General features: G+C 52.9%; 25 protein-coding genes. 7 read left to right on the top strand and 18 right to left on the bottom strand.

Annotated elements, in window-relative coordinates; genetic code table 11:
• Positions 1-273: 273 nt before the first annotated feature.
• The gene (locus tag ACP15Y_RS16315) at positions 274-2,232 is read left to right on the top strand and encodes a M23 family metallopeptidase (protein WP_424984179.1); all 1,959 of its coding nucleotides are present in this window, start codon (positions 274-276) and stop codon (positions 2,230-2,232) included.
• A 15-nt stretch (positions 2,233-2,247) separates the two neighbouring features.
• On the opposite strand, the gene ACP15Y_RS16310 is transcribed toward ACP15Y_RS16315, so the two are convergent.
• The 4 genes from ACP15Y_RS16310 to ACP15Y_RS16295 all read right to left on the bottom strand — a co-directional run bounded on the left by ACP15Y_RS16310 (position 2,248) and on the right by ACP15Y_RS16295 (position 4,118).
• Positions 2,248-2,676 carry a CBS domain-containing protein gene (locus ACP15Y_RS16310; protein WP_424984178.1) on the bottom strand — a complete coding sequence of 143 codons (429 nt, stop codon included), beginning with the start codon at positions 2,674-2,676 and terminating at the stop codon, positions 2,248-2,250.
• A gap of 46 nt (positions 2,677-2,722) precedes the next feature.
• A complete protein-coding gene (locus ACP15Y_RS16305; protein ID WP_424984177.1) occupies positions 2,723-3,070 on the bottom strand; it encodes a hypothetical protein in 348 nt (115 codons plus the stop codon).
• Between the two features lie 53 nt (positions 3,071-3,123).
• Entirely contained in the window at positions 3,124-3,654 is a 531-nt protein-coding gene (locus tag ACP15Y_RS16300) for a DoxX family protein (protein WP_424984176.1), read from the bottom strand.
• A gap of 125 nt (positions 3,655-3,779) precedes the next feature.
• A complete protein-coding gene (locus ACP15Y_RS16295) occupies positions 3,780-4,118 on the bottom strand; it encodes a VOC family protein (RefSeq protein WP_424984175.1) in 339 nt (112 codons plus the stop codon).
• Positions 4,119-4,773: 655 nt separating this feature from the next.
• Here ACP15Y_RS16295 and ACP15Y_RS16290 point away from each other — a divergent pair.
• Positions 4,774-5,202 carry a hypothetical protein gene (locus ACP15Y_RS16290; RefSeq protein ID WP_424984173.1) on the top strand — a complete coding sequence of 143 codons (429 nt, stop codon included), beginning with the start codon at positions 4,774-4,776 and terminating at the stop codon, positions 5,200-5,202.
• 73 nt (positions 5,203-5,275) lie between these two features.
• Here the strand turns inward: ACP15Y_RS16290 and clpB are convergent, their stop codons facing one another.
• Positions 5,276-7,912 carry an ATP-dependent chaperone ClpB gene (gene clpB, locus ACP15Y_RS16285; protein WP_424984171.1) on the bottom strand — a complete coding sequence of 879 codons (2,637 nt, stop codon included), beginning with the start codon at positions 7,910-7,912 and terminating at the stop codon, positions 5,276-5,278.
• A 193-nt stretch (positions 7,913-8,105) separates the two neighbouring features.
• Entirely contained in the window at positions 8,106-8,366 is a 261-nt protein-coding gene (locus ACP15Y_RS16280) for a hypothetical protein (protein WP_424984170.1), read from the bottom strand.
• A 121-nt stretch (positions 8,367-8,487) separates the two neighbouring features.
• Between ACP15Y_RS16280 and ACP15Y_RS16275 the strand changes: the two genes are divergently transcribed.
• On the top strand, positions 8,488-9,489 hold the full coding sequence (locus ACP15Y_RS16275; RefSeq protein ID WP_424984169.1) for a helix-turn-helix domain-containing protein: 1,002 nt from the start codon (positions 8,488-8,490) through the stop codon (positions 9,487-9,489).
• A 12-nt stretch (positions 9,490-9,501) separates the two neighbouring features.
• Here the strand turns inward: ACP15Y_RS16275 and ACP15Y_RS16270 are convergent, their stop codons facing one another.
• From ACP15Y_RS16270 to ACP15Y_RS16250, 5 genes are all read right to left on the bottom strand, one after another.
• Positions 9,502-10,104: a DUF4167 domain-containing protein gene (locus tag ACP15Y_RS16270; RefSeq protein WP_424984168.1), complete on the bottom strand. Its 603-nt coding sequence runs from the start codon at positions 10,102-10,104 to the stop codon at positions 9,502-9,504.
• Positions 10,105-10,385: 281 nt separating this feature from the next.
• Entirely contained in the window at positions 10,386-11,261 is an 876-nt protein-coding gene (prmC, locus tag ACP15Y_RS16265; protein ID WP_424984167.1) for a peptide chain release factor N(5)-glutamine methyltransferase, read from the bottom strand.
• Entirely contained in the window at positions 11,245-12,324 is a 1,080-nt protein-coding gene (gene prfA, locus ACP15Y_RS16260) for a peptide chain release factor 1 (RefSeq protein WP_424984166.1), read from the bottom strand. The genes prmC and prfA overlap by 17 nt, the downstream gene beginning before the upstream one ends.
• 18 nt (positions 12,325-12,342) lie before the next feature.
• Complete coding sequence (ptsP, locus tag ACP15Y_RS16255) at positions 12,343-14,607, bottom strand: phosphoenolpyruvate--protein phosphotransferase (RefSeq protein ID WP_424984165.1); 2,265 nt, start codon at positions 14,605-14,607, stop codon at positions 12,343-12,345.
• Between the two features lie 46 nt (positions 14,608-14,653).
• On the bottom strand, positions 14,654-15,925 hold the full coding sequence (locus ACP15Y_RS16250; protein ID WP_424984164.1) for an aspartate kinase: 1,272 nt from the start codon (positions 15,923-15,925) through the stop codon (positions 14,654-14,656).
• A gap of 276 nt (positions 15,926-16,201) precedes the next feature.
• Here ACP15Y_RS16250 and ubiG point away from each other — a divergent pair, with 276 nt between their 5' ends.
• The 3 genes from ubiG (at position 16,202) to ACP15Y_RS16235 (ending at position 19,088) form a co-directional block, all read left to right on the top strand.
• Entirely contained in the window at positions 16,202-16,942 is a 741-nt protein-coding gene (gene ubiG / locus ACP15Y_RS16245; protein WP_424984163.1) for a bifunctional 2-polyprenyl-6-hydroxyphenol methylase/3-demethylubiquinol 3-O-methyltransferase UbiG, read from the top strand.
• Positions 16,943-16,973: 31 nt separating this feature from the next.
• Positions 16,974-17,687 (top strand): creatininase family protein, encoded by a 714-nt coding sequence (locus tag ACP15Y_RS16240; protein ID WP_424984162.1) that lies wholly within the window; start codon positions 16,974-16,976, stop codon positions 17,685-17,687.
• Positions 17,688-17,834: 147 nt separating this feature from the next.
• The gene (locus tag ACP15Y_RS16235) at positions 17,835-19,088 is read left to right on the top strand and encodes an MFS transporter (protein WP_424984161.1); all 1,254 of its coding nucleotides are present in this window, start codon (positions 17,835-17,837) and stop codon (positions 19,086-19,088) included.
• Between the two features lie 177 nt (positions 19,089-19,265).
• On the opposite strand, the gene ACP15Y_RS16230 is transcribed toward ACP15Y_RS16235, so the two are convergent.
• From ACP15Y_RS16230 to ACP15Y_RS16215, 4 genes are read right to left on the bottom strand one after another with little or no spacing between them, the layout of a single operon-like run.
• Positions 19,266-19,715, bottom strand: a complete 450-nt coding sequence (locus ACP15Y_RS16230; RefSeq protein WP_424984160.1) for a DUF1178 family protein — start codon at positions 19,713-19,715, stop codon at positions 19,266-19,268.
• Positions 19,716-19,750: 35 nt separating this feature from the next.
• Positions 19,751-20,584 (bottom strand): carbon-nitrogen hydrolase family protein, encoded by an 834-nt coding sequence (locus ACP15Y_RS16225; protein WP_424984159.1) that lies wholly within the window; start codon positions 20,582-20,584, stop codon positions 19,751-19,753.
• A gap of 14 nt (positions 20,585-20,598) precedes the next feature.
• On the bottom strand, positions 20,599-20,868 hold the full coding sequence (gene grxC / locus ACP15Y_RS16220) for a glutaredoxin 3 (RefSeq protein ID WP_424984158.1): 270 nt from the start codon (positions 20,866-20,868) through the stop codon (positions 20,599-20,601).
• Positions 20,869-20,900: 32 nt separating this feature from the next.
• Positions 20,901-21,689 (bottom strand): ComF family protein, encoded by a 789-nt coding sequence (locus ACP15Y_RS16215; RefSeq protein ID WP_424984157.1) that lies wholly within the window; start codon positions 21,687-21,689, stop codon positions 20,901-20,903.
• A gap of 13 nt (positions 21,690-21,702) precedes the next feature.
• Here ACP15Y_RS16215 and ACP15Y_RS16210 point away from each other — a divergent pair, with 13 nt between their 5' ends.
• Positions 21,703-22,596: a methyltransferase domain-containing protein gene (locus ACP15Y_RS16210; protein WP_424984156.1), complete on the top strand. Its 894-nt coding sequence runs from the start codon at positions 21,703-21,705 to the stop codon at positions 22,594-22,596.
• Here ACP15Y_RS16210 and ACP15Y_RS16205 read toward each other — a convergent pair.
• Genes ACP15Y_RS16205 through ACP15Y_RS16195 form a run of 3 tightly spaced genes read right to left on the bottom strand, consistent with a single transcriptional unit; the run spans position 22,593 to position 23,633 of the window.
• On the bottom strand, positions 22,593-22,766 hold the full coding sequence (locus tag ACP15Y_RS16205; RefSeq protein ID WP_424984155.1) for a Flp family type IVb pilin: 174 nt from the start codon (positions 22,764-22,766) through the stop codon (positions 22,593-22,595). The genes ACP15Y_RS16210 and ACP15Y_RS16205 overlap by 4 nt on opposite strands.
• Positions 22,767-22,791: 25 nt before the next feature.
• Positions 22,792-23,202 (bottom strand): 8-oxo-dGTP diphosphatase MutT, encoded by a 411-nt coding sequence (mutT, locus tag ACP15Y_RS16200; protein ID WP_424984154.1) that lies wholly within the window; start codon positions 23,200-23,202, stop codon positions 22,792-22,794.
• 14 nt (positions 23,203-23,216) lie between these two features.
• Positions 23,217-23,633, bottom strand: a complete 417-nt coding sequence (locus tag ACP15Y_RS16195; RefSeq protein ID WP_424984153.1) for an SRPBCC family protein — start codon at positions 23,631-23,633, stop codon at positions 23,217-23,219.
• Positions 23,634-23,649 lie beyond the last annotated feature (16 nt).

Raw genomic sequence — 23,649 nt, 5'->3', positions numbered from 1 at the left:
AGCCCATTTTCAAAAAGATGAACTTTTTTTGACATACCCCACAAAACCCCCGAAATCCGGGCGCTTTATCTCTTCTTTTATACCGACAATCTCCGCTGAGTTCAAATGACCCCCATTCCACGCCCCAATCGACTGATTTTTGCCTCATTTACCCAGCAAAAGAAGAGCCACTTTAGGGCACTCTATATATAAGAGCTCACATGAGTTTGCGCCCTGCCTCAAATATGTGCCATATAAAAGCGCCTAATTTGCGTAGCTAAAGGAGCGGACCGCGTGACACCTGTGCAATTCAAACAGCATAAGATGCTTTTGAAATCTGCTGGCTATCGCGATGCCCCAGCGCTGACACTCAATTCACCCAATGGCCACATGCCCCACGGGCGCGAGATTTCGCTCTCTTGGTTGAGCGGCACGATTCTAACCGGCGTTACTGGCGTCCTGCTTATGGCCAGCGCCCTCTATGTCTCCTTTGACGGGCGCGGCACATTTGCGACCCCCTATTCGGCACTAGGACCGACCACAGTAGAAGACAGCGCTCCAAGTTCAGACGGCAAGCTTGTCACCAAAAAGACCGACCGTGTGCGCCCGGTGGCGGCAACCCGGTCTGATCGTGAAATTATTGAAGCCAGCATTCGCGAAAATGTTGACGGCGCCGATCGCATTCGCCGCCAACCGTTCGAGCGCATCAAAGCGACATTGGCCACTTCTGCTACGGCGCTTTCATCCGACATCCCTAGATATGACCCGATTGCGCTGCTGCGCAAAAATCAGCCTGTCGCACTAGCGGAAGATGCACGTACCATTAATACTGATATTTATGGTGCCGAGGTTGAAGGCGAGGTCACTGTTAAAGAGGCGAGCCTCAATATTAATGTGGCTCCCGCCCCAGCTATCAATGACCAGCTGGCCGCCGAATATGTGCGGACCACTGTTGAAGGCGCATTTTCCGGCAGTGATTCTATCGCGTTGGCCTATGCGCCAGAGAATGTGCCGGGCCTGCGAGAACTCTCCAGCGCATCTGAAGGCTTCACGTCCGTTGCACAAAACGTATCCGTTGTGCCGAAATCGCCAGCGTCCACCAACGAAACTGCGCGGACCGAGCGGATTATCTCAGTTAAGCAAACATCTCCCATCGCCGATGTGTTGGCGAAGAACGGTTTTACCAAGCAAATGTTGACCGCCATTGAGCGGACCATGCGTTCAGTAAACCCATCCACGGAAGTGCGCGAAGGCTTCCGGATGCGAATTTTGTTTGGCCTCGAGCCGGGCACGGAAACGCAAATTCCCTATCTGCTCAGCCTTTATAATGCCGATGAGCGCCACCTTGTGACCGTGGCGCGTACGGACCAAGGTCGCTATGTGCTCGGCGCGCCGCCTCCTGGCATTGAATTGCCCGAAGAAGATACCGAAGAGATTAACGTGGCAAACCTGCCATCGCTCTATCGCTCAATCTATGAGACAGGCCGCAAGATCGATCTGAAGGACTCAACGATTGAGCGAATCGTTGCAATGTTTGCCTATGATTTGGATCTCACCAAAAAGATCTCACCAGGTGATCAGATCCAGTTGTTGCAAACTGAGCCAGATGCCGAAGGCCATAGAGAATTACTTTATATTGGCCTGCAGCTTGCAGGCACCGAACGGCATATGTATCGCTTCCAGACCGATGATGGCGTCGTCGACTTCTTTGATGAAAACGGCCAGACCGGCAAGAAATTCTTGATTCGTCGTCCACTCAAAGGCGGCGGGCGGTTGCGCTCTAACTATGGCTACCGCATCCACCCCATCTTTAAAACGCGCAAGCTCCACTCCGGTGTTGACTTGGCGGCGCGGACAGGCACACCGATTTACGCGGGTGGCGATGGCGTCGTGAAACGTGCCCAATGGGTTTCAGGCTACGGCCGATATGTTGAGCTGAACCATGCCAATGGCTATCAAACCGCTTATGCCCACATGAATCGCATTGCTGATGGCATGAAGCCCGGCGTGCGGGTGCGGCAGGGCCAAGTGATTGGCTATGTGGGCTCCACCGGCTATTCAACTGGGCCGCACTTGCACTATGAAATCAAAATCAATGGCCGCACGGTTGACCCGCTTGGCGTGCGCCTCCCACGCGATAAATCATTGCCGAACCAATATCGCCCGAAGTTTGATCAAACCATGGCGCAGATCAATGATCTGATGGCCCGCGAAGCAAGCACCCCATTTAATGTGGCACAGGCCAGCCGCTAGGCCATCAATTCGGGTTTAAGAGGCGATGTAATCGCGCAAAGCGGCGGCTTCACGCTCGGCCTGCTCAATCTTGCGCTTCACAATATCGCCGATAGAAACCAAGCCGATAAGCCGATCGCTTTCTACCACAGGCATATGGCGAATGCGCCGCTTGGACATGGTGCCCATCACTTCATCAACGCTAATTTCGCGGGAACAGGTAAACGGATCGCGCGTCATGCATTTGGCCAGATCGCTTTCCAACGCCGCCGCGCCATGCTCGCGCAACCGCCGCACAATATCTCGCTCAGACAAAATGCCAACAACCCGATCACCAGCGCCGGTGATCACCACCACGCCAATATTGTTCTCACCGAGCATACTCACGGCATCAACGACTTTCGCCGCTTCTGACAGTGTGAACACTTTGCCGCCCTTTTCCTCTAAAATATCGCCAATTCGCATAGAATCCTCCTCATCCAGTGCGTTACTCAAAAAATCTTTTTAAACTCTATTTAGGCTTCAATGATGACGCAAAAGCATGGGCCTTGGCAAACCAAGGCGCCATGGCATCAATGTCCAATTGAAGCGATTTGGGCACCCGCACATAATCGCGCATCACTGCACCATATTGCACAAAGTCCCCGCTATCATATTGTCCGCGAAAATCCGCCTGATCCGCCTTGTCCAATCGAATGCCCAATGTGCCATCCTTTGCTAGAAGGCTGAACATATGTCCGTTGACGGAGGTGTAAGGTGCGGTTTTGCCTTTGCGCTCAATATCATCAAACCGTTCGACCAGCCGATCGAACGCGGCCAATTGCTGTTCTGGTATCTCAACTTTGGTCGATTTACCCATCCGGTTCCGCACTCCTTACCCGCAAGAATATGACGAATCGCGAGCGCGTGCAATTAGACTATTGCTTGGCCCAATCGCTTGACTTGCCGTGGACCTGTTTGACTGGCCCAAAACACAAAGCCAATTAACACAGCCTGATAAGGCACTCGAACCAACAAATAGGCCGGGCCCATTTCTGCCCCGCCAAACGGCGCATAAATTAGTGCCGCATAAACATTGGCTGGGAGAAAACCAAGCAGCATGGCCATAATGGCCAATCCGGCAAGCCGCTGCACCTTGGGCACCAAAACAGCCAACCCCAATGCAATTTCCAAAACGCCCGTCAACACCACTATTTCCACGCGCAACGGCAAAATCTCTGGTAGCATGGACGCCATTGCTGCGGGATCAGAAAAATGCGCGCTGGCGGTCATCATCAAAAAGTGTGCAATGCCCACGCGGCCCCAAAACTGCGGCATGATTGCCCGGCCAATGTTCGCCTGCCGGCACAAATAGGCCAGAAATGCGGGCCCAATCAACACGCCCGTGAGAAACAGCAGATTTTTAAAGGGCGACAACACCGCCCCAACTTCAGTTAAAAACATCCTCATACCTCGCAAACTCAAGCCGAGCTTGCGAGGTGCCGTGAAATTGCCACCTGTTAAAGTGCCCATTCGCCAATGGTCAAAATCATTCGTGATTCAAAAACACCCATTGGCGTGACGTGAGTTTATTCCTCGCCCTCAGCCCAAACCGCCAACACATTGCCGCCCGGCTCCTTGAATTGGAAACGGCGCCCGCCGGGAAATGAAAAGATCGGCGCAACAATCTCCCCGCCAGCCTTTTCAACTTCTGCCAATGCGGCGTCTAAATCATCAGCCTTCAGAATCACCAAAGGTTCTACTCTCGATTCGGTTCGTGACAATCCACCTGTGACGCCAGCATCGCGAATTTCAGAATAGTCTGGGCCATAATCGACGTAAGACCAGCCAAAAGCCTTTTCAAAAAATGACTTGGATTGCTCAAATTGCTCTGATTCAAACTCGATATAATCAATCTCTAACTTCATCAGACCTTCCTTAACATGTTCTTTATTTGTTCTAGTCCGAACCTTTCCCGGAGTCAATCTGGCAGCACAAACACCGCCGACACCAATTGGCGCAGCGTTAAATGTGGGGCACGAGGCGCAAACGGTCTCGGTCACATCGAATTAATAAATGAGACAATCAACGCCTCGTGCGGTTGGTTTTTGCACCTTATCTTGAGGGAACCGGGATGCTGACCCAATAGTCCCGCAATCTCAATGGATTGGCCCTCGGTGTCGGGCGGATATCAAGACAGGCGACAATGATTGCGTCCAAACATTGCCCCAACCTCTCCCCCATCGCGCAAACGATGCGCCGTCACTGCCCGTCAGCAGCCCACACGGCCAAAGGAAGATACGCCCATTATATATCTACCCCAGCACCCGGGGATAAGTTTATGCAATTTTTTTGCAACGTCGAAAATTACATATATATTTCAATGATCTAGAATTTCGCACTTTTTGCCAACCGGGAATAAGTATGAGTTTTGCATCATGTCTTGTTCCTGCAATCGGTCATCCAGCGCGAGTGCCGAGTATCCTCAGCCACAAAGTGATGGCGACAGCATTTCCCCATTGACAGTTAAGAAAAGAAAAGCTGCAATTAAGCATTCTTTTAAATGAGATTTGGGAGGTTTTAATGTCGAGATGGGTAACATCAACGCCTGATAGAGGGCGGGATTTTTCAGCAAAAGCTGAAGGGGAAGGCAGCGGCAAAAAGGACGGCGCAATTGACCGCATTGCCAAATATGTACCTGCAGAAGTTTTGGCGGCATTCACTGCGCTCTATTCCGCATTGATTGCCATGGCCCTAAGCGATGGCGAAAAACTGATCGGTGCAGCCATTTTGATTGCTGTCTTTTTTGCTGTCACCATCGCCTATGTGATCAAAAACACGCCAGACAGTGCCAGCAAAAAAGCCCATTTGGCGGTGACCCCGCTTGCTTTCCTAGCTTGGGCCTACGCAATTTCTTCGGCAGTGCTGGGCGACTATTATCTGCCCTTACTGGCATTCGTGGCGCAGGTCGTGGTCATCGCTCTGTCGATTATCGTTCAGCCGGGCGACTAGGCAGAAATTGGCAAAAAGAAAACCCGGCACATAAAGCACCGGGCTTCCTTCATCGTTGAGGAGGAGGTTTAGTTTATTGGGCGGCGTCGGGCACCTCATTGTGGTCAATGCTGGTGCCATCGACAGTGAAGGCGAGCTTGTCGCCTTCCACATCTACAGACACGCGTTGACCATCAACAATCTTGCCGCTCAAAATTTGCTCGGCGAGCTCGTCTTGCAGACTGCGTTGGATCACCCGCTTCAAAGGCCGCGCCCCATAAGCTGGATCATACCCTTCATTGGCAATCCAATCACGCGCGGCAGGGCTGAGTTCAATGGCAATGTCGCGCTCATCAAGCAATTTGCGCAAGCCTTTCATCTGAACATCAACAATGGCACCCATATCGGCACGGGCCAAACGGTGGAACAATAAGATCTCGTCCACCCGGTTCAAAAATTCGGGACGGAAATGAGATTTCACACTATCCATCACTTTGCCGCGCACCAGATCAACCGATTCGCCTTCTTGCTGATCAACAAGATATTCTGCGCCAAGGTTTGAGGTCATGATCACCAGCGTATTGCGGAAATCGACCGTGCGGCCTTGGCCATCGGTCAAGCGCCCATCATCAAGCACTTGCAGCAAAACATTGAACACATCCGTGTGCGCTTTTTCGATCTCGTCAAACAAGATCACCTGATAAGGTCGACGGCGAACCGCTTCGGTCAACACGCCCCCTTCATCATAGCCCACATAGCCTGGAGGCGCACCGATCAATCGGGCGACGGAGTGCTTCTCCATAAATTCAGACATGTCCAACCGCACCATCGCCGTCTCATCGTCGAACAGGAAATCGGCCAAAGATTTGGTCAATTCGGTTTTACCCACGCCGGTTGGCCCGAGGAACATGAAAGAGCCGATCGGGCGATTCGGGTCTTGCAACCCGGCACGAGAGCGGCGCACCGCTTTCGACACGGCGGCCACCGCTTCTTGCTGGCCGATCACCCGTTTGCCCAACTCATCTTCCATGCGCAGCAGCTTGTCGCGCTCGCCTTCAAGCATTTTGTCGACGGGCACACCAGTCCACCGACTAACCACATGTGCGATATGCGCAGGGCTAACCACTTCTTCCAGCATCGCTTCGGTGACATTGTCAGCTTCGGCATCATCTTGTGCCTCCGCAGCAGCAATTTTTTGCTCAAGCTCGGGAATAACGCCATAAGCTAACTCACCAGCACGCGCCAAATCGCCTGCCCGCTGGGCATTTTCAAGTTCAGTCCGCGCGTGATCCAACTCTTCTTTGAGTTTTTGTTCCGCACCTAACCGATCTTTTTCCGACACCCAACGCTGATTCAACGCACTGGCTTCTTCTTCCAAATCAGAAAGCTCTGCTTCCAATTTCTCAAGCCGCGTTTTTGAGGCGTCATCGGTTTCTTTTTTCAACGCTTCACGTTCAATCTTCAATTGAATGATGCGGCGGTCCAACTCATCCAACGCTTCGGGCTTGCTGTCCACCTGCATCCGCAAACGGGCAGATGACTCGTCCACCAAATCGATGGCCTTATCCGGCAAAAACCGATCTGTGATGTAGCGATTCGACAAAGTAGCGGCAGAGACCAAGGCGCTGTCAGAAATCCGCACCCCATGGTGCAGTTCATATTTTTCCTTCAGGCCGCGCAAAATCGAAATCGTGTCTTCCACGGTGGGCTCGGACACAAATACAGGTTGGAAACGCCGGGCCAAGGCCGCGTCTTTTTCAACATGCTTTTTATATTCGTCCAACGTGGTGGCACCCACACAGTGCAATTCGCCGCGCGCCAAAGCAGGCTTCAGCAAATTCGACGCGTCCATCGCGCCGTCGCCTTTGCCCGCGCCAACCAAAGTGTGCATCTCATCAATAAAGAGGATGATTTTCCCCTCTTCCGACTGCACTTCATTGAGCACCGCTTTCAACCGCTCCTCAAACTCACCACGATATTTCGCACCAGCAATCAGTGCGCCCATATCAAGGGAAAGGAGCTTTTTGTTTTTCAGGCTTTCAGGCACATCTCCATTGATGATTCTGAGGGCCAAACCTTCGGCAATCGCAGTTTTACCCACGCCCGGCTCACCAATCAAAACAGGGTTATTTTTGGTGCGGCGGGACAATACCTGCACTGCACGACGGATTTCCTCGTCACGACCGATCACAGGGTCCAAACGACCATCGCGCGCATCTTGCGTCAAATCGCGGGCATATTTCTTCAAGGCATCATAGCCATCTTCCGCGCTTTGGCTGTCAGCCGTGCGGCCTTTGCGCAAATCATTGATGGCATCGTTTAGGCCATTAGCGGTGACGCCGCCCGCAGCCAAAACTTTGCCGGCATCCGTGTCTTTTTCAATGGTCAGCGCCAAAAGCAACCGTTCCACGGTGACATAGCTATCGCCCGCTTTATCCGCAGCCTTTTCGGCTGTTTCAAAAACACGCGCCATTTCGCGGCTCAAATAAAGTTGGCCACCATCACCAGAAACAGAAGGAATTTTCTTCAGCGCAGCTTCAGTTGCTGCATGGACGGCTTTCGGATCGCCGCCCGCCCGCTGAATCAGGCCAGACGCCATACCCTCATTATCGTCCAAGAGGACTTTCAAAAGGTGCAATGGTGAAAATTGCTGGTGACCCGCAGAAAGGGCGCCAGATTGGGCAGATTGTACAAAACCGCGTGCCCGCTCGGTATATTTCTCGATATTCATATCTCAACTCTCCATTTCTCGCCCATCTCAATCCGCCTAAAAAGCACGGGTTAAAACGTCTCGAAGCGTTGTTTGTTTCAACTTATCCTAAGGCGCCCACATTTGGCACGCCGGACTGTTGAATTAGATATAGGTACGCTTCGATGGGAAAAAAGAGCCAATGAGAAAATAAAGCGCTCTTTTCGCTCCCTTTTTAGAAAAAATGGGTAATGCCGCCAACAACAACCATGGCCGCGCCTAGCTTAAAAATCCAACCTGCAATCTGTTGTTGGCGATAGCCTTTTTGGCCTTTTTTCACCTCTTCAAAATTGCCCAAAACCGGCACTTTAGATGGGCCATCTTTAAACCCACCGCCAATCATATGCATCACGCCTCCCGCAAGGGCGACGATCCAACCGATCATAAATAAATTAAAGCCGTTGCTCTCCAACGGGGCCAGCAATGTTTCAAACATAATAATCTCAACTAAATTAAGGACGCCCCAGTTTACCGCGCTTCAAGGCAATGTGCCAGCCATTGGCAGAAATACACATATGCGTTAATATATCGCCACACGAATAGGTGGATGGATTAGCATGAACCAAATTTCCCCAATCCAGTCATCAGCGCGCCAAATGGCAGCCCCCAAAAAAGTCGCCATCTTGATCTATGACCAGCTATGTACGTTTGAATATGGCATTGCCGTGGAGATTTTTGACACGGTCCAATCCATAACCGCGCCGCTTTATCGCTGCGAAACCGTGCCCATCGAATCAGGTGAGCTGCAATTGGCCGGCGGGTTGCGCACCTCTTGCCATGCGCAATTGGATGATCTTTCTTCATTCGATCTCATCATCGTGCCCGGCTGGCCGCCACATAAAGTGATATCGCCCGAAATTGCTGACGCGTTGCAGGCCGCCATGAAGGCTGGTGCCCGTTTTATGACCATCTGCTCGGGTATCTTCTTGCTGGTGCGGGCCGGATTAACCCAAGGCAAAACCATCACCACCCATTGGCAATATATTGATCAACTAAGCGCTGAGGCGACCAACGCAAATGTGGAAGAAAACGTCCTTTATTGTGGGGATGCACAAATTATGAGTTCGGCTGGCTCCGCTGCCGGGTTCGACCTTGGACTGGAAATTGTGCGGCAAGATTTTGGCACCAAAGAAGCGAATCGTGTTGCCCAGAGACTTGTGCTGCCCGCACACCGAGAAGGTGGCCAAAAGCAATTTGTGCCACGGCCCATCGCCCACCCGCAAAAGGGAGGCCTGGCCAAGCATCTTGATCAGGTGCGGCAACAATTGAATGAACCATGGTCGGTGACGAAATTGGCCGCACTTTGCCACATGTCTGAGCGCACTTTGATGCGCCGTTTTCAAGAAAGTGTGGGGCTAAGTCCTAGCCAATGGCTTAATCGGGAACGTGTGTATTTTGCCCGCACCTTGCTGGAAAAAGACCATTTCACCATGGATGAAATTGCCCAAAAGGCAGGCTTCAACACGCCGGAAACCATGCGCCACCATTTCCGCACCCAACTGAAAATCAGTCCGGCGCGCTACCGTGGCCAATTTTTGGCAAAAATAAAGGACGGATAAACCGTCCTTCTTTTATTCTGCAGCTGCAGCTTTTTTGGCAGGCACCTCTTCGGCCACGTCATCGCCCACACTCAATTTGGGCTGGGGCGCATCGGCCAAATCGCCTTCAGCGACAGGCTTGCGACGAGGACGCCGCGCCCGCGGCGCGCGTTTCGGCTTTTCCTGCGCATCTTCATCATTTGCAGCGGGCTGCTCCGAAATCGCTTCTTCCTTAGAAGTGGTTTCTACCGCATCCTGCTCTGAAGACGTTGCTTCGTCTGACTTGTCGTCAGCATTCCGGTTTTCTGCATCACGGTTTTCGCCATCACGGTCTTGCCCGCGATCCTGCTCTTCCCGCTCCCTGCGCTGCTCTTGCCGCGCCTGATTCTGCGCTTGAGCTGCAGAAATGATCCGGAAATAATGCTCTGCATGCTGGAAATAGTTTTCGGCCATGACGGAATCGCCAGAAGCCTGCGCATCGCGCGCCAGCTGCACATATTTCTCAGCAATATGGGAGGCATTGCCACGCACCTTCACATCGGGTCCGTTGCTCTCATAATTACGGGAAAGCGGATTGACGTTTTTCCGACCGTTACCACGGCCGCGTGAACGCTTATTCTGTTGTCCAGGTCTCATACGATGACTTCAAACTTTTCTTAACTTTGCACCGAAAAAAAGCACACTAATCCGTAGCTATCACCCGCCCCAAACCTAGTGTTTGGATGTGACATCGATCGGTCGCTATATGCCGGCTGTCCAGCTCGCTGGGGGCAAATCCACCTTAGATTTTTAGGTAAAATATTGCAGTCAATGAATGAACATCAATCCCAACGCGCCTCTGCAACCTATATGCTTCGGAAAACTTTTCCAAGTGAAAAATTTTCACAAACGCACCTTATGCAGGCTTCTGCCCTATTTCACCAAGAAATCTGGGCAACTCTATTGTGCCCAGAAAGATCTTTGAAAAAGGTTACTTGCGTGGCCCCGGCCGATTTTGCAGCTTTTTCCAACTGGTCAGCTTGCCGAAAACCAATTTCAAACAACAGTTTGCCCAGAGGTTGAAGGTGAGTCCGCGCCACCGCCAAAATCGCAATATAGGCTGCCATGCCCTCCTCTTCCGCAAACAAAGCAGCATCTGGATCAAAAGAAAGTGCATCCGCATTCATAAGGTCCCGCTCGCTTTGAGCAATATAGGGTGGGTTGGACACGATCAGGTCAAAACGCTCGCCGTTTGGCACGGGGTCAAACCAACTGCCTGCCAGCAAAGCCAAGCGCTTCTCAACCCCATGGGAAGCTGCATTTTGGGCGGCCATGTCCAATGCCCTTGTCGCGATGTCCGTCGCCACACCAGAAATATCAGCACGTTCATGCAAGATGCTGATGGCAATACAACCTGTACCAGTGCCCAAATCGATAAAGTTTCCGCCTTGTGGCAGCAAGTTGATGGCATGATCGACCAATAACTCAGTTTCAGGCCGTGGCACCAATGTGTCTTTATTGACGCCAAATGAGAGGCCATAAAATTCCGCCCGCCCCAAAATCCGCGCCACGGGTTCATGCGCCAAGCGGCGCGCGCCAAATTGCGCCATCAGCGCCACAATTTCGGGCGGCACAAGGTCACGCTCTTTCGAAATCAATTGGGCTTGGTCAAGGCCCGCCGCCGCACACAATAACAGCCGGGCATCAAGCGCAGCGGTTTCAATTTGGCGTTGGGCAAATTGCTGCCGCCAATTTTGGCGCAACTGCCCAAAGCTAATCTCATCCATTTCAGGCTGATCAATTATTGTCTTCATCCATTGCCGACAATTGCGCGGCCTGATTCTCGGTGATCAGGGCATCAATCATCTCATCCAGCGCTTCACCAGCAATCACTTTGTCCAACTTATAAAGCGTCAAATTGATACGGTGATCTGTCACCCGGCCCTGCGGAAAGTTATATGTCCGAATACGTTCAGAACGATCACCGGAGCCAACCTGATCGCGCCGCGCTTCCGCCCGGGCGCTATCCCGCTCTTGCCGTTGCATATCAAACAGGCGTGCCCGCAAAACCTTCATCGCGTTGGCGCGGTTTTGGTGCTGCGACTTCTCAGATGAAATCACAACAACGCCTGTCGGAATATGGGTGATGCGCACCGCACTATCGGTAGTGTTCACGTGCTGGCCGCCGGCCCCGGATGCCCGCATCGTATCAATGCGAATATCTTCGTTGCGAATTTCAATGTCGATATCTTCCACTTCTGGCAACACGGCCACGGTGGCGGCGGACGTGTGAATGCGGCCACCAGATTCGGTTTCCGGCACGCGCTGCACCCGGTGCACACCAGATTCAAACTTCAAACGGGCATAAACACCATTGCCCTTGATGCTGGCGACAATCTCTTTATAGCCGCCCATATCGCCTTCACTTTCCTCCATGATCTGGACTTTCCAGCCATTGAGTTCAGCGTGGCGTTGATACATGCGAAACAGATCGCCCGCAAAAAGCGCCGCTTCATCACCGCCCGTGCCAGCGCGCACTTCAACGATAACCGATTTATCATCAGCCTCATCTTTTGGCAGCAGCATCAAGCGGATTTCTTGCGTCAGCTCTTCGATTTTGTCTTTCAGCTCATCGCGCTCAAGCTCGGCCATCTCGGCCATTTCCTTGTCGCCCGACGCCAAAATCTCATCGACCCCCTCAAGATCAGATTGCGCCGTTTTAAACTCGCGAATCTTATCTACATAGGGCTGCAGATCAGAATATTCCTTGGACAGCTTTACATAGGTTTCAGGATCGGGATGAGCAGCCATCTCGCCTTCAACCGTTTCAAAACGGTGCAACAAAGCATCCAATTTTTCTGCAGGTAGTTTCGCCATAACAGCTTAGACTTTCATTTAAAGGGGTAGATGTTGGCGGTCAGCCAAATCATAAATCAAATCGCGAATGACCAGCGGATCACCGCCCTCATCCAACGCGGCGCATATTTGCCCGCGAATGGCTTGAAGATCAAGAGACAAGACAAGTTCTTTGATCTGCCCAATGGAGGACGCAGCCATGCTCAACCGATCAATACCAATCGCCATCAGCGCCAACGCCTCAATCGGACGCCCGGCCAGTTCGCCACACATGGTCAGCGGCACATTATGCCTTTTTGCAGCATCCGCAACATGTTTGAACGCGCGCAAACGCGGGATTGCAATTGGATCATAGCGCCGCACCACCCGGGCATTTGCCCTGTCAGATGCAGTGAGGAATTGCACCAAATCGTTCGACCCGATGGAGACAAAATCCGTCATGGGCAGCAAATGATCAAGCTCGAACAACAGCGACGGCACTTCAATCATCGCGCCAAAACGCAGCTTGTTCGGTCGCTTATAGCCAGCATTGTCCAATCGACTCAATTCGACATCCAATACTTTGCGTGCCTCACGGAACTCTTCCGCGTCAGTGACCATCGGCACCAAAATATCCAAATCACGACCATTTGCTGCCTGCAGCAAGGCGCGAATTTGCGTGCGGATCAATCCTGGCCGATCCAGCGCCAGCCGCAGCGAGCGCCAGCCCATGGCCGGGTTCTCTTCGGCTTCGGCCCGCAAATAAGGCACAACCTTATCGCCACCAATATCCAACAAGCGGAACACAATCGGGCGGTCGCCCACCAAAGCCATTGCCTCATGATACAGCTCAACCTGCTCAGCCAAGCGCGGCAGTTTAGAGGCGATCATAAATTGCAACTCGGTGCGGAAAAGGCCAATGCCTGCCGCGCCCGTTTCTTCAATCGCAGGCAGATCCGCAATCAAGCCCGAATTGTGCAACAGGGTGATTTCAGCCCCATCACGCGTGATGGAAGGCTTGTCGCGCAGGGCGGCGAACCGCTCTTGCCGCTTGGCGCTCATGCGCACCTTATCGGCATAGGTCGCCATCACATCTACAGATGGACGCAAATGCACAATGCCTTGCTGGCAATCAAGGATCACATCATCGCCCGTCTCGCACATGGCGGCAATGTTTTCGACCTGGCCACACACATTCAACCCAAGCGAGCGCGCAACGATGGACACATGGGCGGTCATGCCGCCTTCTTCCAACACCACGCCGCGCAGCTTGCGCCGATCATATTCGAGCAGTTCCGCTGGGCCCATATTCCGCGCCACCAAAATGGCATTATCTGGCAATTCATGGCCAAACACCTTGGTGCCGCCGGTAAGCACCCGCAGCAAACGGTTGGCCAAATCATCCAGATCGTGCAAACGGTCACGAATGTAAGGATCGGTTTGGCGCATCATGCGCGCCCGCGTGTCGTTCTGCACGCGCTCAACCGCAGCTTCCGCCGTAAGACCCGCGCCCACCGCTTCGCGCAGCCGCCGCACCCAGCCCCGGTCATGGGCGAACATGCGATAGCTTTCAAGAATTTCACGATGCTCAGACCGCGCCTGCATGTCACCACGATTGAACATATCGTCAATCGTAACCCGCATGGTGCGAATGGCCGATTCAAGGCGCTCTTTTTCCTGATCCACATCCTCGGCAACAAAATTGGTCACCACAACCCGCGGATCGTGGACAAATACTTTGCCCAAAGCAATGCCATCCGTATAGCTCGACGCTTCCAGAGAACGCGGGCGCCGCAGTTCAATTTCCGACCCCGGCGTGATCAAGCTGTCAAATTCGGTGGTTGAGACCATTTCCGCCAGCAAGGTGGCAGTGGTCATCAAGGCTTCGGTTTCATCTTCGCGGTAAAGCCGGCTTTCCACCGACTGAACGTCCAACACCCCAAGGGTTTGGCCCGCACGCAACACCGGCACGCCCAAAAATGACAAATAGGGATCTTCACCCGTTTCAGGGCGATAGGCAAAGGCAGGGTGGTTTGGCGCATCGGCCAGATTAAGCGACATGGCTTCGGACGCGATAAGACCCACAAGGCCTTCGCCCAAACGCAAGCTGGTTTTGTGCACCGCTTCACGCTTCAAGCCATGGGTGGCAAACAGTTCGAGAGCACCGTCATCCCGCAAGACGTAAAACGAGCACACATCGGCCCGCATACTGTCCGCAATCAATTCAACAATCTTATCCAGCCGCTCTTGAATGCCCAATGGCTCTGCCATTGTTTCGCGCAATCTGCGCAGCAATTCACGCGGGCCAGCTATTGTATGTGCCATCCGCCCTCAACCCGCCGAAACGAGCTGCCTTTTTGGGCCAAATTGGCTATGCCTCTTCTATATCCAAGCCATAATAGGTGTGGAGTGCCCGCACCGCCAATTCGGCATATTCTTCCTCGATCAACACGCTGGTCTTGATCTCAGATGTGGTAATCAATTGTATATTTATGCTCTTGTCAGATAGAGCGCGGAACATAGACGCCGCAACGCCTGCATGGGACCGCATCCCCACCCCAATAACTGAAATTTTGGCTCCGCCTTTGGAACCGGAAATCGAATCAAATTCTAAACTTGTCTCCCCCGCTTCTTTAAGCACCGTCATGGCCTTGTCAAATTCAGCGTCAGGAATAGTAAAGGTGATGTCGGTGGATTTACCGTCATCAGAAATGTTTTGCACAATCATATCCACAACGATCTGCGCATCTGCCAACGGGCCAAAAACGGCAGCCGCCACGCCCGGATTGTCTTTCACGCCACGCAGGGTGATTTTCGCCTCTGATTTGGCGCAGGTTACACCGGAAACAATTTGCTTTTCCATAATCTCATCCTCATCACACACCAACGTGCCTGGACCCTGCCAGTCGCCATTCTCACCCAAAGGCGGCACTTGATCGGGGTCATCAAAACTTGAGCGCACCACAAGACGCACTTTTTTCGCCATCGCCAATTCTACTGAACGGGTTTGTAGCACTTTTGCCCCAAGGGAGGCCATTTCCAGCATTTCTTCAAAGCTGATCCGTTCAATCCGCTGCGCCTTTGGCACAATGCGCGGATCGGTCGTATAAACCCCATCCACATCCGTATAAATATCGCACCGATCTGCTTCCACCGCCGCAGCAACCGCCACCGCACTGGTATCAGACCCGCCGCGCCCCAAAGTGGTGATCCGGCCATGCGGCGACACGCCTTGAAACCCGGTGACCACACACACAAGCCCTGCATCCATACGATCAAACAGCAGCTTGGGGTCAATGTTGGTGATCCGTGCTGATCCATGCGCGTCGCTGGTCTCGATTGGCACCTGCCATCCGGCAAATGACCGGGCTGGCACACCCATCTCTTGCAACACGATGGACATCAAACCAGCGGATACTTGTTCGCCAGAGGCGACCACCGCATCATATTCGCGCGCATCATGCACCGCCGCCGCTTCGCGCGTCCACGCCACCAGCTCGTTGGTTTTGCCAGACATGGCGGAAACAACAACACACACCTTATGGCCTGCATCAACTTCACGCTTCACATGCCGGGCCGCATGTCTAATCCGCTCAATGTCGGCCACCGAAGTGCCGCCAAATTTCATCACAATTGTCGCCATGGCGCGCAGTTCCTAAATTTATTGTGCCCGATTGGCGTTGACGTGCCTCGGGTTGAGCTTGCGCATTACCAGCCCCGCGCCGACAATGCTTGCGCGCGTCAATTGCCATAAACTGGCGTTTTGATCAACTAAAACGGCGTCAAATTCGCGATTCGGGTACGATTGAAGCCATTTGTCATATTGACACTTGGCAAAATGTGACTGATTGATCCGAAAGCGTTCGGCACACCGTTTTGCATGTGTCGAGATAAAATTACGCCAATAAAGGACAGGAAAATGGCCCAAACAACCATCCACCAAGATGAAGTTGAACGCTTCAACGCCATGGCAGATGAATGGTGGGACCCGAAAGGCAAATTCAAGCCACTGCACAAATTTAACCCCGTGCGCCTGTCCTACATCCGCGAACAAATGATCAATCATTTTGGCCTCGACCAAACCGCCCGCGAACCCTTTAAAGGCCTGCGCCTATTGGATATTGGCTGTGGTGGTGGCTTGCTGTGTGAGCCCATGAAACGGCTCGGTGCCGATGTTGTGGGCGCCGATGCGGGCGAGAAAAACATCAAAATCGCGCAAATTCACGCAGAACGCTCAGAACTCGACATCGACTACCGCGCCACCACGTCAGAAGCCCTCGCCGAGGCCGGCGAGCAGTTTGATGTGGTGTTGAATATGGAAGTGGTCGAGCATGTGGCAGATATTGAGCTTTACCTCAAAAGCTGCGCCCAATTGGTAAAACCCGGCGGCCTGATGTTCGTCGCCACCATCAACCGCACCTTCAAAGCCTATGCCCTCGCCATTATCGGCGCGGAACATATCCTGCGCTGGCTGCCCAAAGGCACCCACTCCTACGACATGTTGGTGACCCCGGAAGAGATCACCTCCAACCTAAAACGCAGCGGCATGCAGATCAAAGATAAGCTGGGCGTGAGCTATCACCCCCTTGAAGATGCCTGGAAAAAATCAAAAGATATGAGCGTCAATTATATGATGCTGGCAGAGAAGCCCAAAAGCTAAACAAGGCCCAATATTCAAAAGGAAATTCGACATGAAAATTGCCAATATGAACTGGATGGATGTCGAAGCCTATTTGACGACGGACGATCGAGCCATTGTGCCGTTGGGCAGCACGGAGCAACACGCTTACCTGTCTTTGAGCACCGACAATATCTTGTCCGAGAAAATTGCCGTGGATGCGGCGGAACCATTGGGCATTCCCGTATTTCCAGTGCAGGCCTATGGCATCACGCCGAGCTTTATGGCCTATCCCGGCACCGTCACTTTGCGCATGTCAACGTTTTTGGCTGTGGTGCAAGACATTTTGACCAGTCTGCGCCAAACAGGATTTCGTCGGATCATGCTGCTGAACGGGCATGGTGGCAATATACCCGCAGGTAGTGCCGCATTGGAATGGATGGGAGATAATCCTGAGTGTAGCGTGATTATGCACAATTGGTGGATGGCCCCCAAAACCATGGGCAAAGTGAAAGAAATCGATCCGGTAGCCTCCCACGCCTCTTGGATGGAAAATTTTCCTTGGACCCGCTTAGATGGCGTCGAACTCCCTGCGCACCAAAAATCGATGGTGGATCTTGATCAATTGCGGCGACTATCGCCCGCCAAGGCGCGCACCTTGCTTGAGGACGGCAATTATGGTGGCTGCTATCAGCGCAGCGATGAAGAGATGAATATCATCTGGCAAACCGCACTTGCCGAAGTGCGCGAGCTACTCGATGGCAATTGGGCCGACCTCTCGCGATAGATTTCGTTGTCTACGGATAATCTTGGTGCAAGCGTGGTTGCAGCATAGAAACTATTCTACCTCAGCCAGCGTACTGCTGAAATGGAGTGCGGCAAATCTCAAGCCGTGCTAGTCTAACCGCGACACACTTTGTGCGGGCGCGACCATATGAGAAAGATCATTTTTGGCATTTTGCCGCTGCTCGTCGGCATTTTTTTCATCATGCTGGGCAACGGCATGCAGTTCACGCTTGTGGGTGTGCGCGGCGATATTGAAGGCTTTTCCGCAAGCGCGCTGGCGGTGGTCACCTCAGCCTATTTTGGCGGCTTTTTAATGGGCGCGCGAACCGCACCCATTATGATCCGCCGCGTCGGCCATGTACGAGTGTTTGCCGCGGTGGGCAGTTTTATGTCTGCCGGGCTGATCGCTTTAACGCTGATTGTTGAGCCGTGGGCGTGGATTTTGCTGCGCGTGCTGATCGGGTTTTGCATGGCGGGCATTTATGTCACCGCCGAAAGCTGGCTCAATGCAGAGGCCACGAACCAGAACCGCGGCCAAATATTGTCTATCTATATGATAGCTCAAACGCTTGGCGTGATTGGCGCCCAAGGGCTGCTAGCGCTCGGCGACGCGGCAACGGCATCGCTATTTATCGTCGCCTCCATTTTGGTGTCGATTTCATTCGGGCCAATCCTGTTGTCCGTTTCTCCCACGCCCGCCACCGAAACGTCGCGCCCCATGCCGCTGCGCGAACTTTTCCGCGGCTCCCCGCTCGGCACCGTTGGCATTTTCTTTCTTGGCACCATTTACGCGACCCAAGCCGGGATGAGCCCTGTCTATGGCGCGCAAATTGGGTTTTCGCCACCGCAAGTTGCCCTGTTCATGGCCATGCTGTTCACCGGCCCGCTGCTGATGCAAGTGCCCGTGGGGTGGATATCTGACCGGGTGGACCGGCGCTATGTCATTTTTGCTACGTCGGGTCTTGGCGCGATCTTTTGTTTGATCGGCGCAACTTTGGGCAACCAGCAACCCGCACTTTTGGCCATCGCCTTTCTATCTGGCGGCGTAACCATGCCGCTTTATGCCCTACTGCTGGCTTATGTGAATGACGCGCTGCCAACTGAAGACATGCCCGCAGCTTCCGGCGGACTTTCGCTGACCTTTGGCCTGGGGGCCATAATGGGTCCACTGGCCGCAGGTGCCGTCATGCAGATGTTTGGCTCCCAAATGTTCTGGATCATGCTTGCCACCACCTGCCTATGCATCACCTTGTTTGCGCTCTATCGGATGACACAAAGCACAGTGCTGCCGCCCAGCGAAACGGAAAGCTATCTCGCCGTGGTACCGTCGGCCTCGCCTATTGCTGTGGAAGCCGCTGGCCAGTGGGTGACGGAGCAGGCAAGTGAGGAGAACGAAGAGTGAGGGAATGGGCTTAGAGTTGCATCGCCCAATGCCACCGCGACATGGATGACCGGATCAAGTCCGGTAACAGTGTGAGAGTGGGGTGCTTCGCCCTGCACAGCACAAAAACGGGGCACCCAATGGTGGGGGTATCGGGGTAGTAAGCGCAACGAACGACGGCGGCGCGTAAGAAATGCCCTAATTATGCTCTTCCGGCAGGCGCGGTAGGGGCATAAAATCAATTTCATCTTCAATCAATGAAGTGACTTCTTCAGCGGTGGCTTCACCGTAAATACCACGCTGTTGCTCCGTATCATCGGCCATTTTGCGAGCTTCTTCAGCGAACCGATCACCCACATATTCTGCTTCGCTTTCCACCTTTGAGCGCAAGCGACGCAATGCTTCGCGCACTTCTTTTTGCTCAGGATGTCCGGCAGATAGGGCCATGGTTTTTTGAGGGGCAGCTTCTTCTCTTTGATTGGACTTTTTGCCAACAGCAGGCGCCATCAAAGCTTTATTCACCTCACGCGTGCCGCAAAGTGGGCATTCCAATACCCCTTGCTGCGCCTGCGCATCATAGGCGTTCGCATTTTTGAACCACGCTTCAAATTTATGATCATTCTCGCAAATGAGCGAATACTGAATCACGGAAGTTCACCCTTCAAAAAAACAACATATTTTGTTTATGACATATGTCGGTTAACGCTTAACGAAAATTCCCGGCGATTGGCAAGTGTTGGCAACCGCATCCGGGCTTCTTTTATAAGGTTTAAATCAAGCGGTGCAATAATCAACCCCGGCTCCGTATCGGCCTTTTCGGCCAAAACACGGCCCCACGGATCAATGATCACCGAATGACCATAGGTGTTGCGACCATTTTCATGGGCACCGCCCTGCGCCGCTGCCACCAAAAAGCTGCCCGTTTCAATCGCCCGCGCCCGCAACAACACGTGCCAATGGGCTTCGCCAGTCGGCACAGTGAAAGCAGCAGGCACAGCCATCAAATTGGCATCAGCTTCCCTGAGCGCGGCGTATAGATGCGCAAAGCGCACATCATAGCAAATCGAAAACCCGAGATTCAGCGCCCCCACCGGGGTCACCACCGCTTCTTCGCCGGGACGATAATTGTCGCTTTCGCGATAAGGCTCATCCCCTTCAACATCCGCATCAAACAAATGAATTTTGTCGTATGTGTCCAGCAAGTCGCCATTGGGCGAAAACAGGAAGGAACGGTTGAACAACCGCCCGTCACCCGCCGGCACGGCCATGGAACCAATATGCAAGTAAAGCGCATTATTGCGGGCAATATCGGCCAACGCATTGAGCGTTTGCGCAACATTTTCATCGGTCGCCCAAGCGTCCAGCTGCGCACGCTTTTCGGCAAACATCACCGACATTTCCGGCGTTTGCAAATAGATCACGCCCTGCGAAGCGGCCGCTTGTGCCGCCTGCGCAATGGCATCAATATTTTGATCAACCTGAATAGAGCTGCACATTTGCAGCGCGGCTATCTTCATGGGTTTCACCTCAATTAAGAGGCGGCACGATCCTCAAGCAATGGGTCTAGTTTGCCCGCGCGATCTAGCGCCACAAGGTCATCATAACCGCCAACATGATATTCATCGATAAAGATTTGCGGCACAGTTTGGCGTCCACGCGCCCGCTGAATCATCTTTTCCCGCTCTTGCGGGTGCCCCACCACAGTAATCTCGGTAAAGCTAGCGTCCTTTTTGTTCAACAACGCCTTTGCCGCCAAGCAATAGGGGCATGTCGGCGTTGTATAAAGCTCAATCTTAGGCATATCTCACTTCTCATACTGTTGGTTTGCGCCAATCAGGGTTGGGAGGTGACCCGCGCAAAACAAATAACATCAACCTGACTGATATAATGGGAACGAAGCAATTTGGCTAGAGCTGTGATCGTGGCCCCGGTTGTCATCACATCGTCAACCAAAATGATACGATCGCTCGAGCGCTTGGCCAACGCCTCTTCATTCACCGCAAATGCCCCGCGCACATTTTGCGCCCGCGCTTTGGCCGAAAGCCCCACCTGTTGCCGGGTGGGTTTGATGCGCTTGATCATACTAAAATCCACAGGCAAACCCGCATGTTGCGCCAATGCGCGGGCCAACAGGCCAGACTGATTGTAACGCCGCGTCAATTGCCGTCGCCAATGCAACGGCACGGGCACCAACACCCCCGGTTGAGCCCAAAATTCTGGCGCAGCCTGCGCCATCATTCCAGCGCAAAATCGCGCCATATCGTGGCGATCACGATATTTCAAATGATGGACAATTTCCCGCGCTTTGGCGTTAAACTGCACCGCATAGCGCGCCCGATCAAATGCGGGCGGCTGCGCCAAGGCCTCTGCGCTTTTTGCACCAGCGCCAAGATCCATGGCAAATGGCAGCCCCAAAACCGGGCACAGCGGCGCGGTGATCGGCGCGAGTTGGGCCCAGCAAGGGCCACACAAATGCTGATTGTCAGAAATGGGTGCATCGCAGGCTAGACACACTGGCGGAAAAACCCTATCCAACAGCGCAGGCGGCCATGCTTTTAGCGCACGGCCAAGCCCACCCATTTCGGCGCGCAATCTGCCTATACCGGTCCAACGCCCTGACATGAAAGGTCTTCCAATGGCACAAAATAATCAGGTTAAAAAATTGTTTGATCGGGAGCTTATTGCAAAACGCCTGAACAAGGCCAGCATTTTTCAAACCGCCAGCGGCCCCGACAATTTCATTGCCGAATTGATGATCAATGATCTCAAAGACCGTTTGATCACCATCACCCGCACCTTTGAGAAAGCCTTGTTGCTCGCGCCGCATCCTGACTTTTTCGCCAGCGACATTGCCTCGGGAGAGGGCGAAATTGCCTTTGAGTTTGGCCTGACCTTGCCCGTCAAAAATGCCGATAAATACGCGGTTTACGATCCAGCGCATTTGGATTTACCGCACAAAAATTATGATTTGATCGTCTCATTGGCCGATTTGCAAATGCTTGACGATGTGCCAGGATTCTTCGCTCAAGCTCAACGCAATCTCAAGCCAGACGGGCTGTGCGTGGTGGCAACGCTTGGCGGCGATAGTCTCACCGAATTGCGGCAAGCCTGGTTGAATGCCGACATCGCACATTCCGGCGGGGCCTATGCCCGCGTGGCCCCTTTTATCGACATTCGCGATGGTGGTGCTTTGCTGCAACGTGGTGGGTTCGCATTGCCTGTTAGCGATCTGGAACATCATGTGGTGCGCTATAGCCACCCCATCGCATTGATGGAAGAATTGCGCCAGTTTGGCGCGTCCAACCCGCTGATTGATCGCCCGAAAAATTTTGTCAGCCGTAGCTTGCTCGGCAAAGTGGTTGAGGAATATGCCACCCAGTTCACCGATGATGATGGCAGATGCCGCGCCACGCTTGATCTGTTGTGGCTGATGGGCTGGACCCCGCATGAAAGCCAGCAAAAACCGCTGCGCCCCGGCAGCGCCACAAAGAGTCTTAAAGATGTGCTCGGCGATAAATCAGATAATTAGCTCGAGGCAACTGCGCTCGTAAATGATGTTGAGATATAGTTGAACATATCGCTCATCTGACCCGACATGGTGGTCACAACACCAACAATAACGGTAGAAATAAGCGCAGCGATCAGGGCATATTCGATAGCGGTTGCACCGCTCTCATCTGCAATAAACGCTTTCAGCATGCCCAGCTCCCGCCATTCTTCTGCCCTACAGTAGATCGCACAAATGGGCGATCAATGGTTCATCCGCCGGAGGCATATCATAGTCACGCATTTTTTGCGGACGCACCCATTTAAGCGCCTGATGTTCCAACGCTTGCGGGGTGCCTTGCCATTTCCGACACACGAACAGTGGCATCAGAAGGTGAAAATTTTCATAAGAAAAGGAAGCAAAAGTCAGCGGTGCAAGACATGCTTCTTGCGTTTCAATCGCCAATTCTTCACGCAGTTCGCGGATCAGCGCTTCTTCAGGGCTTTCACCTTTTTCCAGCTTTCCGCCGGGGAACTCCCAAAGGCCACCCATATTTTTATCTGCCGGACGCTGCGCAATCAAAACGCGCCGATCTGCATCGATCAGCGCGCAAGCCACGACGCATAATAGCGATTTATCAACACTCACAAACTCAGCCCACCCTAACTCTTTTTCTCAGCTTCAACATAAGCGCCAAAATTATCCAAAATCGCTTGCCATCCAGCGCGCTGCATTTCCTGAGAATTTTCCTGCTCTGCATCGAAGGTTTCAACCACTTTAACTTGGCCATCAATAGCGCTGAAAAGCACTTTCACTTCACGGCCATCTTCAAGCACATAGTCAATCAATTCATGCGGAATGATTTGGACATAGGTGCCAACAAAATCAAAACCCATGCTGCCATCTTTGGCTTCCATGCGTGATTTTTGTTGCCCGCCTTCGCGCAAATCAACTTCTGCGCTAACCGTGTGCCAATCATCAGACGCCGCATTCCATTTCACAATGTCATCTGGATTATTCCAAGCACTCCAAACGGTTTCAATATCGGCTTGGATTGTCGTTTCAACCGTGATCTTCATGATGGGTCTCCGTCAC

This window comes from Maritalea sp. S77 (assembly GCF_049801075.1).
In the GTDB taxonomy this organism is placed as follows: domain Bacteria; phylum Pseudomonadota; class Alphaproteobacteria; order Rhizobiales; family Devosiaceae; genus Maritalea.
Note: the sequence above shows the minus strand (reverse complement) of the source record. Positions and strands in the feature narration are given on the sequence as shown.

Bases quoted from the DNA above. Each gene is read 5' to 3' on its own strand.
- ACP15Y_RS16250 (WP_424984164.1), bottom strand. From the start codon at position 15,925: ATGGCGACAATTGTGATGAAATTTGGCGGCACTTCGGTGGCCGACATT.
- prfA (WP_424984166.1), bottom strand. From the start codon at position 12,324: ATGGCGAAACTACCTGCAGAAAAATTGGATGCTTTGTTGCACCGTTTT.
- ACP15Y_RS16295 (WP_424984175.1), bottom strand. From the start codon at position 4,118: ATGAAGTTAGAGATTGATTATATCGAGTTTGAATCAGAGCAATTTGAG.
- ACP15Y_RS16300 (WP_424984176.1), bottom strand. From the start codon at position 3,654: ATGTTTTTAACTGAAGTTGGGGCGGTGTTGTCGCCCTTTAAAAATCTG.
- ACP15Y_RS16275 (WP_424984169.1), top strand. From the start codon at position 8,488: ATGAACCAAATTTCCCCAATCCAGTCATCAGCGCGCCAAATGGCAGCC.
- ACP15Y_RS16240 (WP_424984162.1), top strand. From the start codon at position 16,974: ATGAAAATTGCCAATATGAACTGGATGGATGTCGAAGCCTATTTGACG.
- ACP15Y_RS16310 (WP_424984178.1), bottom strand. From the start codon at position 2,676: ATGCGAATTGGCGATATTTTAGAGGAAAAGGGCGGCAAAGTGTTCACA.
- ACP15Y_RS16215 (WP_424984157.1), bottom strand. From the start codon at position 21,689: ATGTCAGGGCGTTGGACCGGTATAGGCAGATTGCGCGCCGAAATGGGT.
- ACP15Y_RS16225 (WP_424984159.1), bottom strand. From the start codon at position 20,584: ATGAAGATAGCCGCGCTGCAAATGTGCAGCTCTATTCAGGTTGATCAA.
- ptsP (WP_424984165.1), bottom strand. From the start codon at position 14,607: ATGGCACATACAATAGCTGGCCCGCGTGAATTGCTGCGCAGATTGCGC.
- ACP15Y_RS16195 (WP_424984153.1), bottom strand. From the start codon at position 23,633: ATGAAGATCACGGTTGAAACGACAATCCAAGCCGATATTGAAACCGTT.
- ACP15Y_RS16270 (WP_424984168.1), bottom strand. From the start codon at position 10,104: ATGAGACCTGGACAACAGAATAAGCGTTCACGCGGCCGTGGTAACGGT.
- ACP15Y_RS16210 (WP_424984156.1), top strand. From the start codon at position 21,703: ATGGCACAAAATAATCAGGTTAAAAAATTGTTTGATCGGGAGCTTATT.
- ubiG (WP_424984163.1), top strand. From the start codon at position 16,202: ATGGCCCAAACAACCATCCACCAAGATGAAGTTGAACGCTTCAACGCC.
- ACP15Y_RS16280 (WP_424984170.1), bottom strand. From the start codon at position 8,366: ATGTTTGAAACATTGCTGGCCCCGTTGGAGAGCAACGGCTTTAATTTA.
- ACP15Y_RS16205 (WP_424984155.1), bottom strand. From the start codon at position 22,766: ATGCTGAAAGCGTTTATTGCAGATGAGAGCGGTGCAACCGCTATCGAA.
- ACP15Y_RS16235 (WP_424984161.1), top strand. From the start codon at position 17,835: ATGAGAAAGATCATTTTTGGCATTTTGCCGCTGCTCGTCGGCATTTTT.
- clpB (WP_424984171.1), bottom strand. From the start codon at position 7,912: ATGAATATCGAGAAATATACCGAGCGGGCACGCGGTTTTGTACAATCT.
- ACP15Y_RS16290 (WP_424984173.1), top strand. From the start codon at position 4,774: ATGTCGAGATGGGTAACATCAACGCCTGATAGAGGGCGGGATTTTTCA.
- grxC (WP_424984158.1), bottom strand. From the start codon at position 20,868: ATGCCTAAGATTGAGCTTTATACAACGCCGACATGCCCCTATTGCTTG.
- ACP15Y_RS16305 (WP_424984177.1), bottom strand. From the start codon at position 3,070: ATGGGTAAATCGACCAAAGTTGAGATACCAGAACAGCAATTGGCCGCG.
- prmC (WP_424984167.1), bottom strand. From the start codon at position 11,261: ATGAAGACAATAATTGATCAGCCTGAAATGGATGAGATTAGCTTTGGG.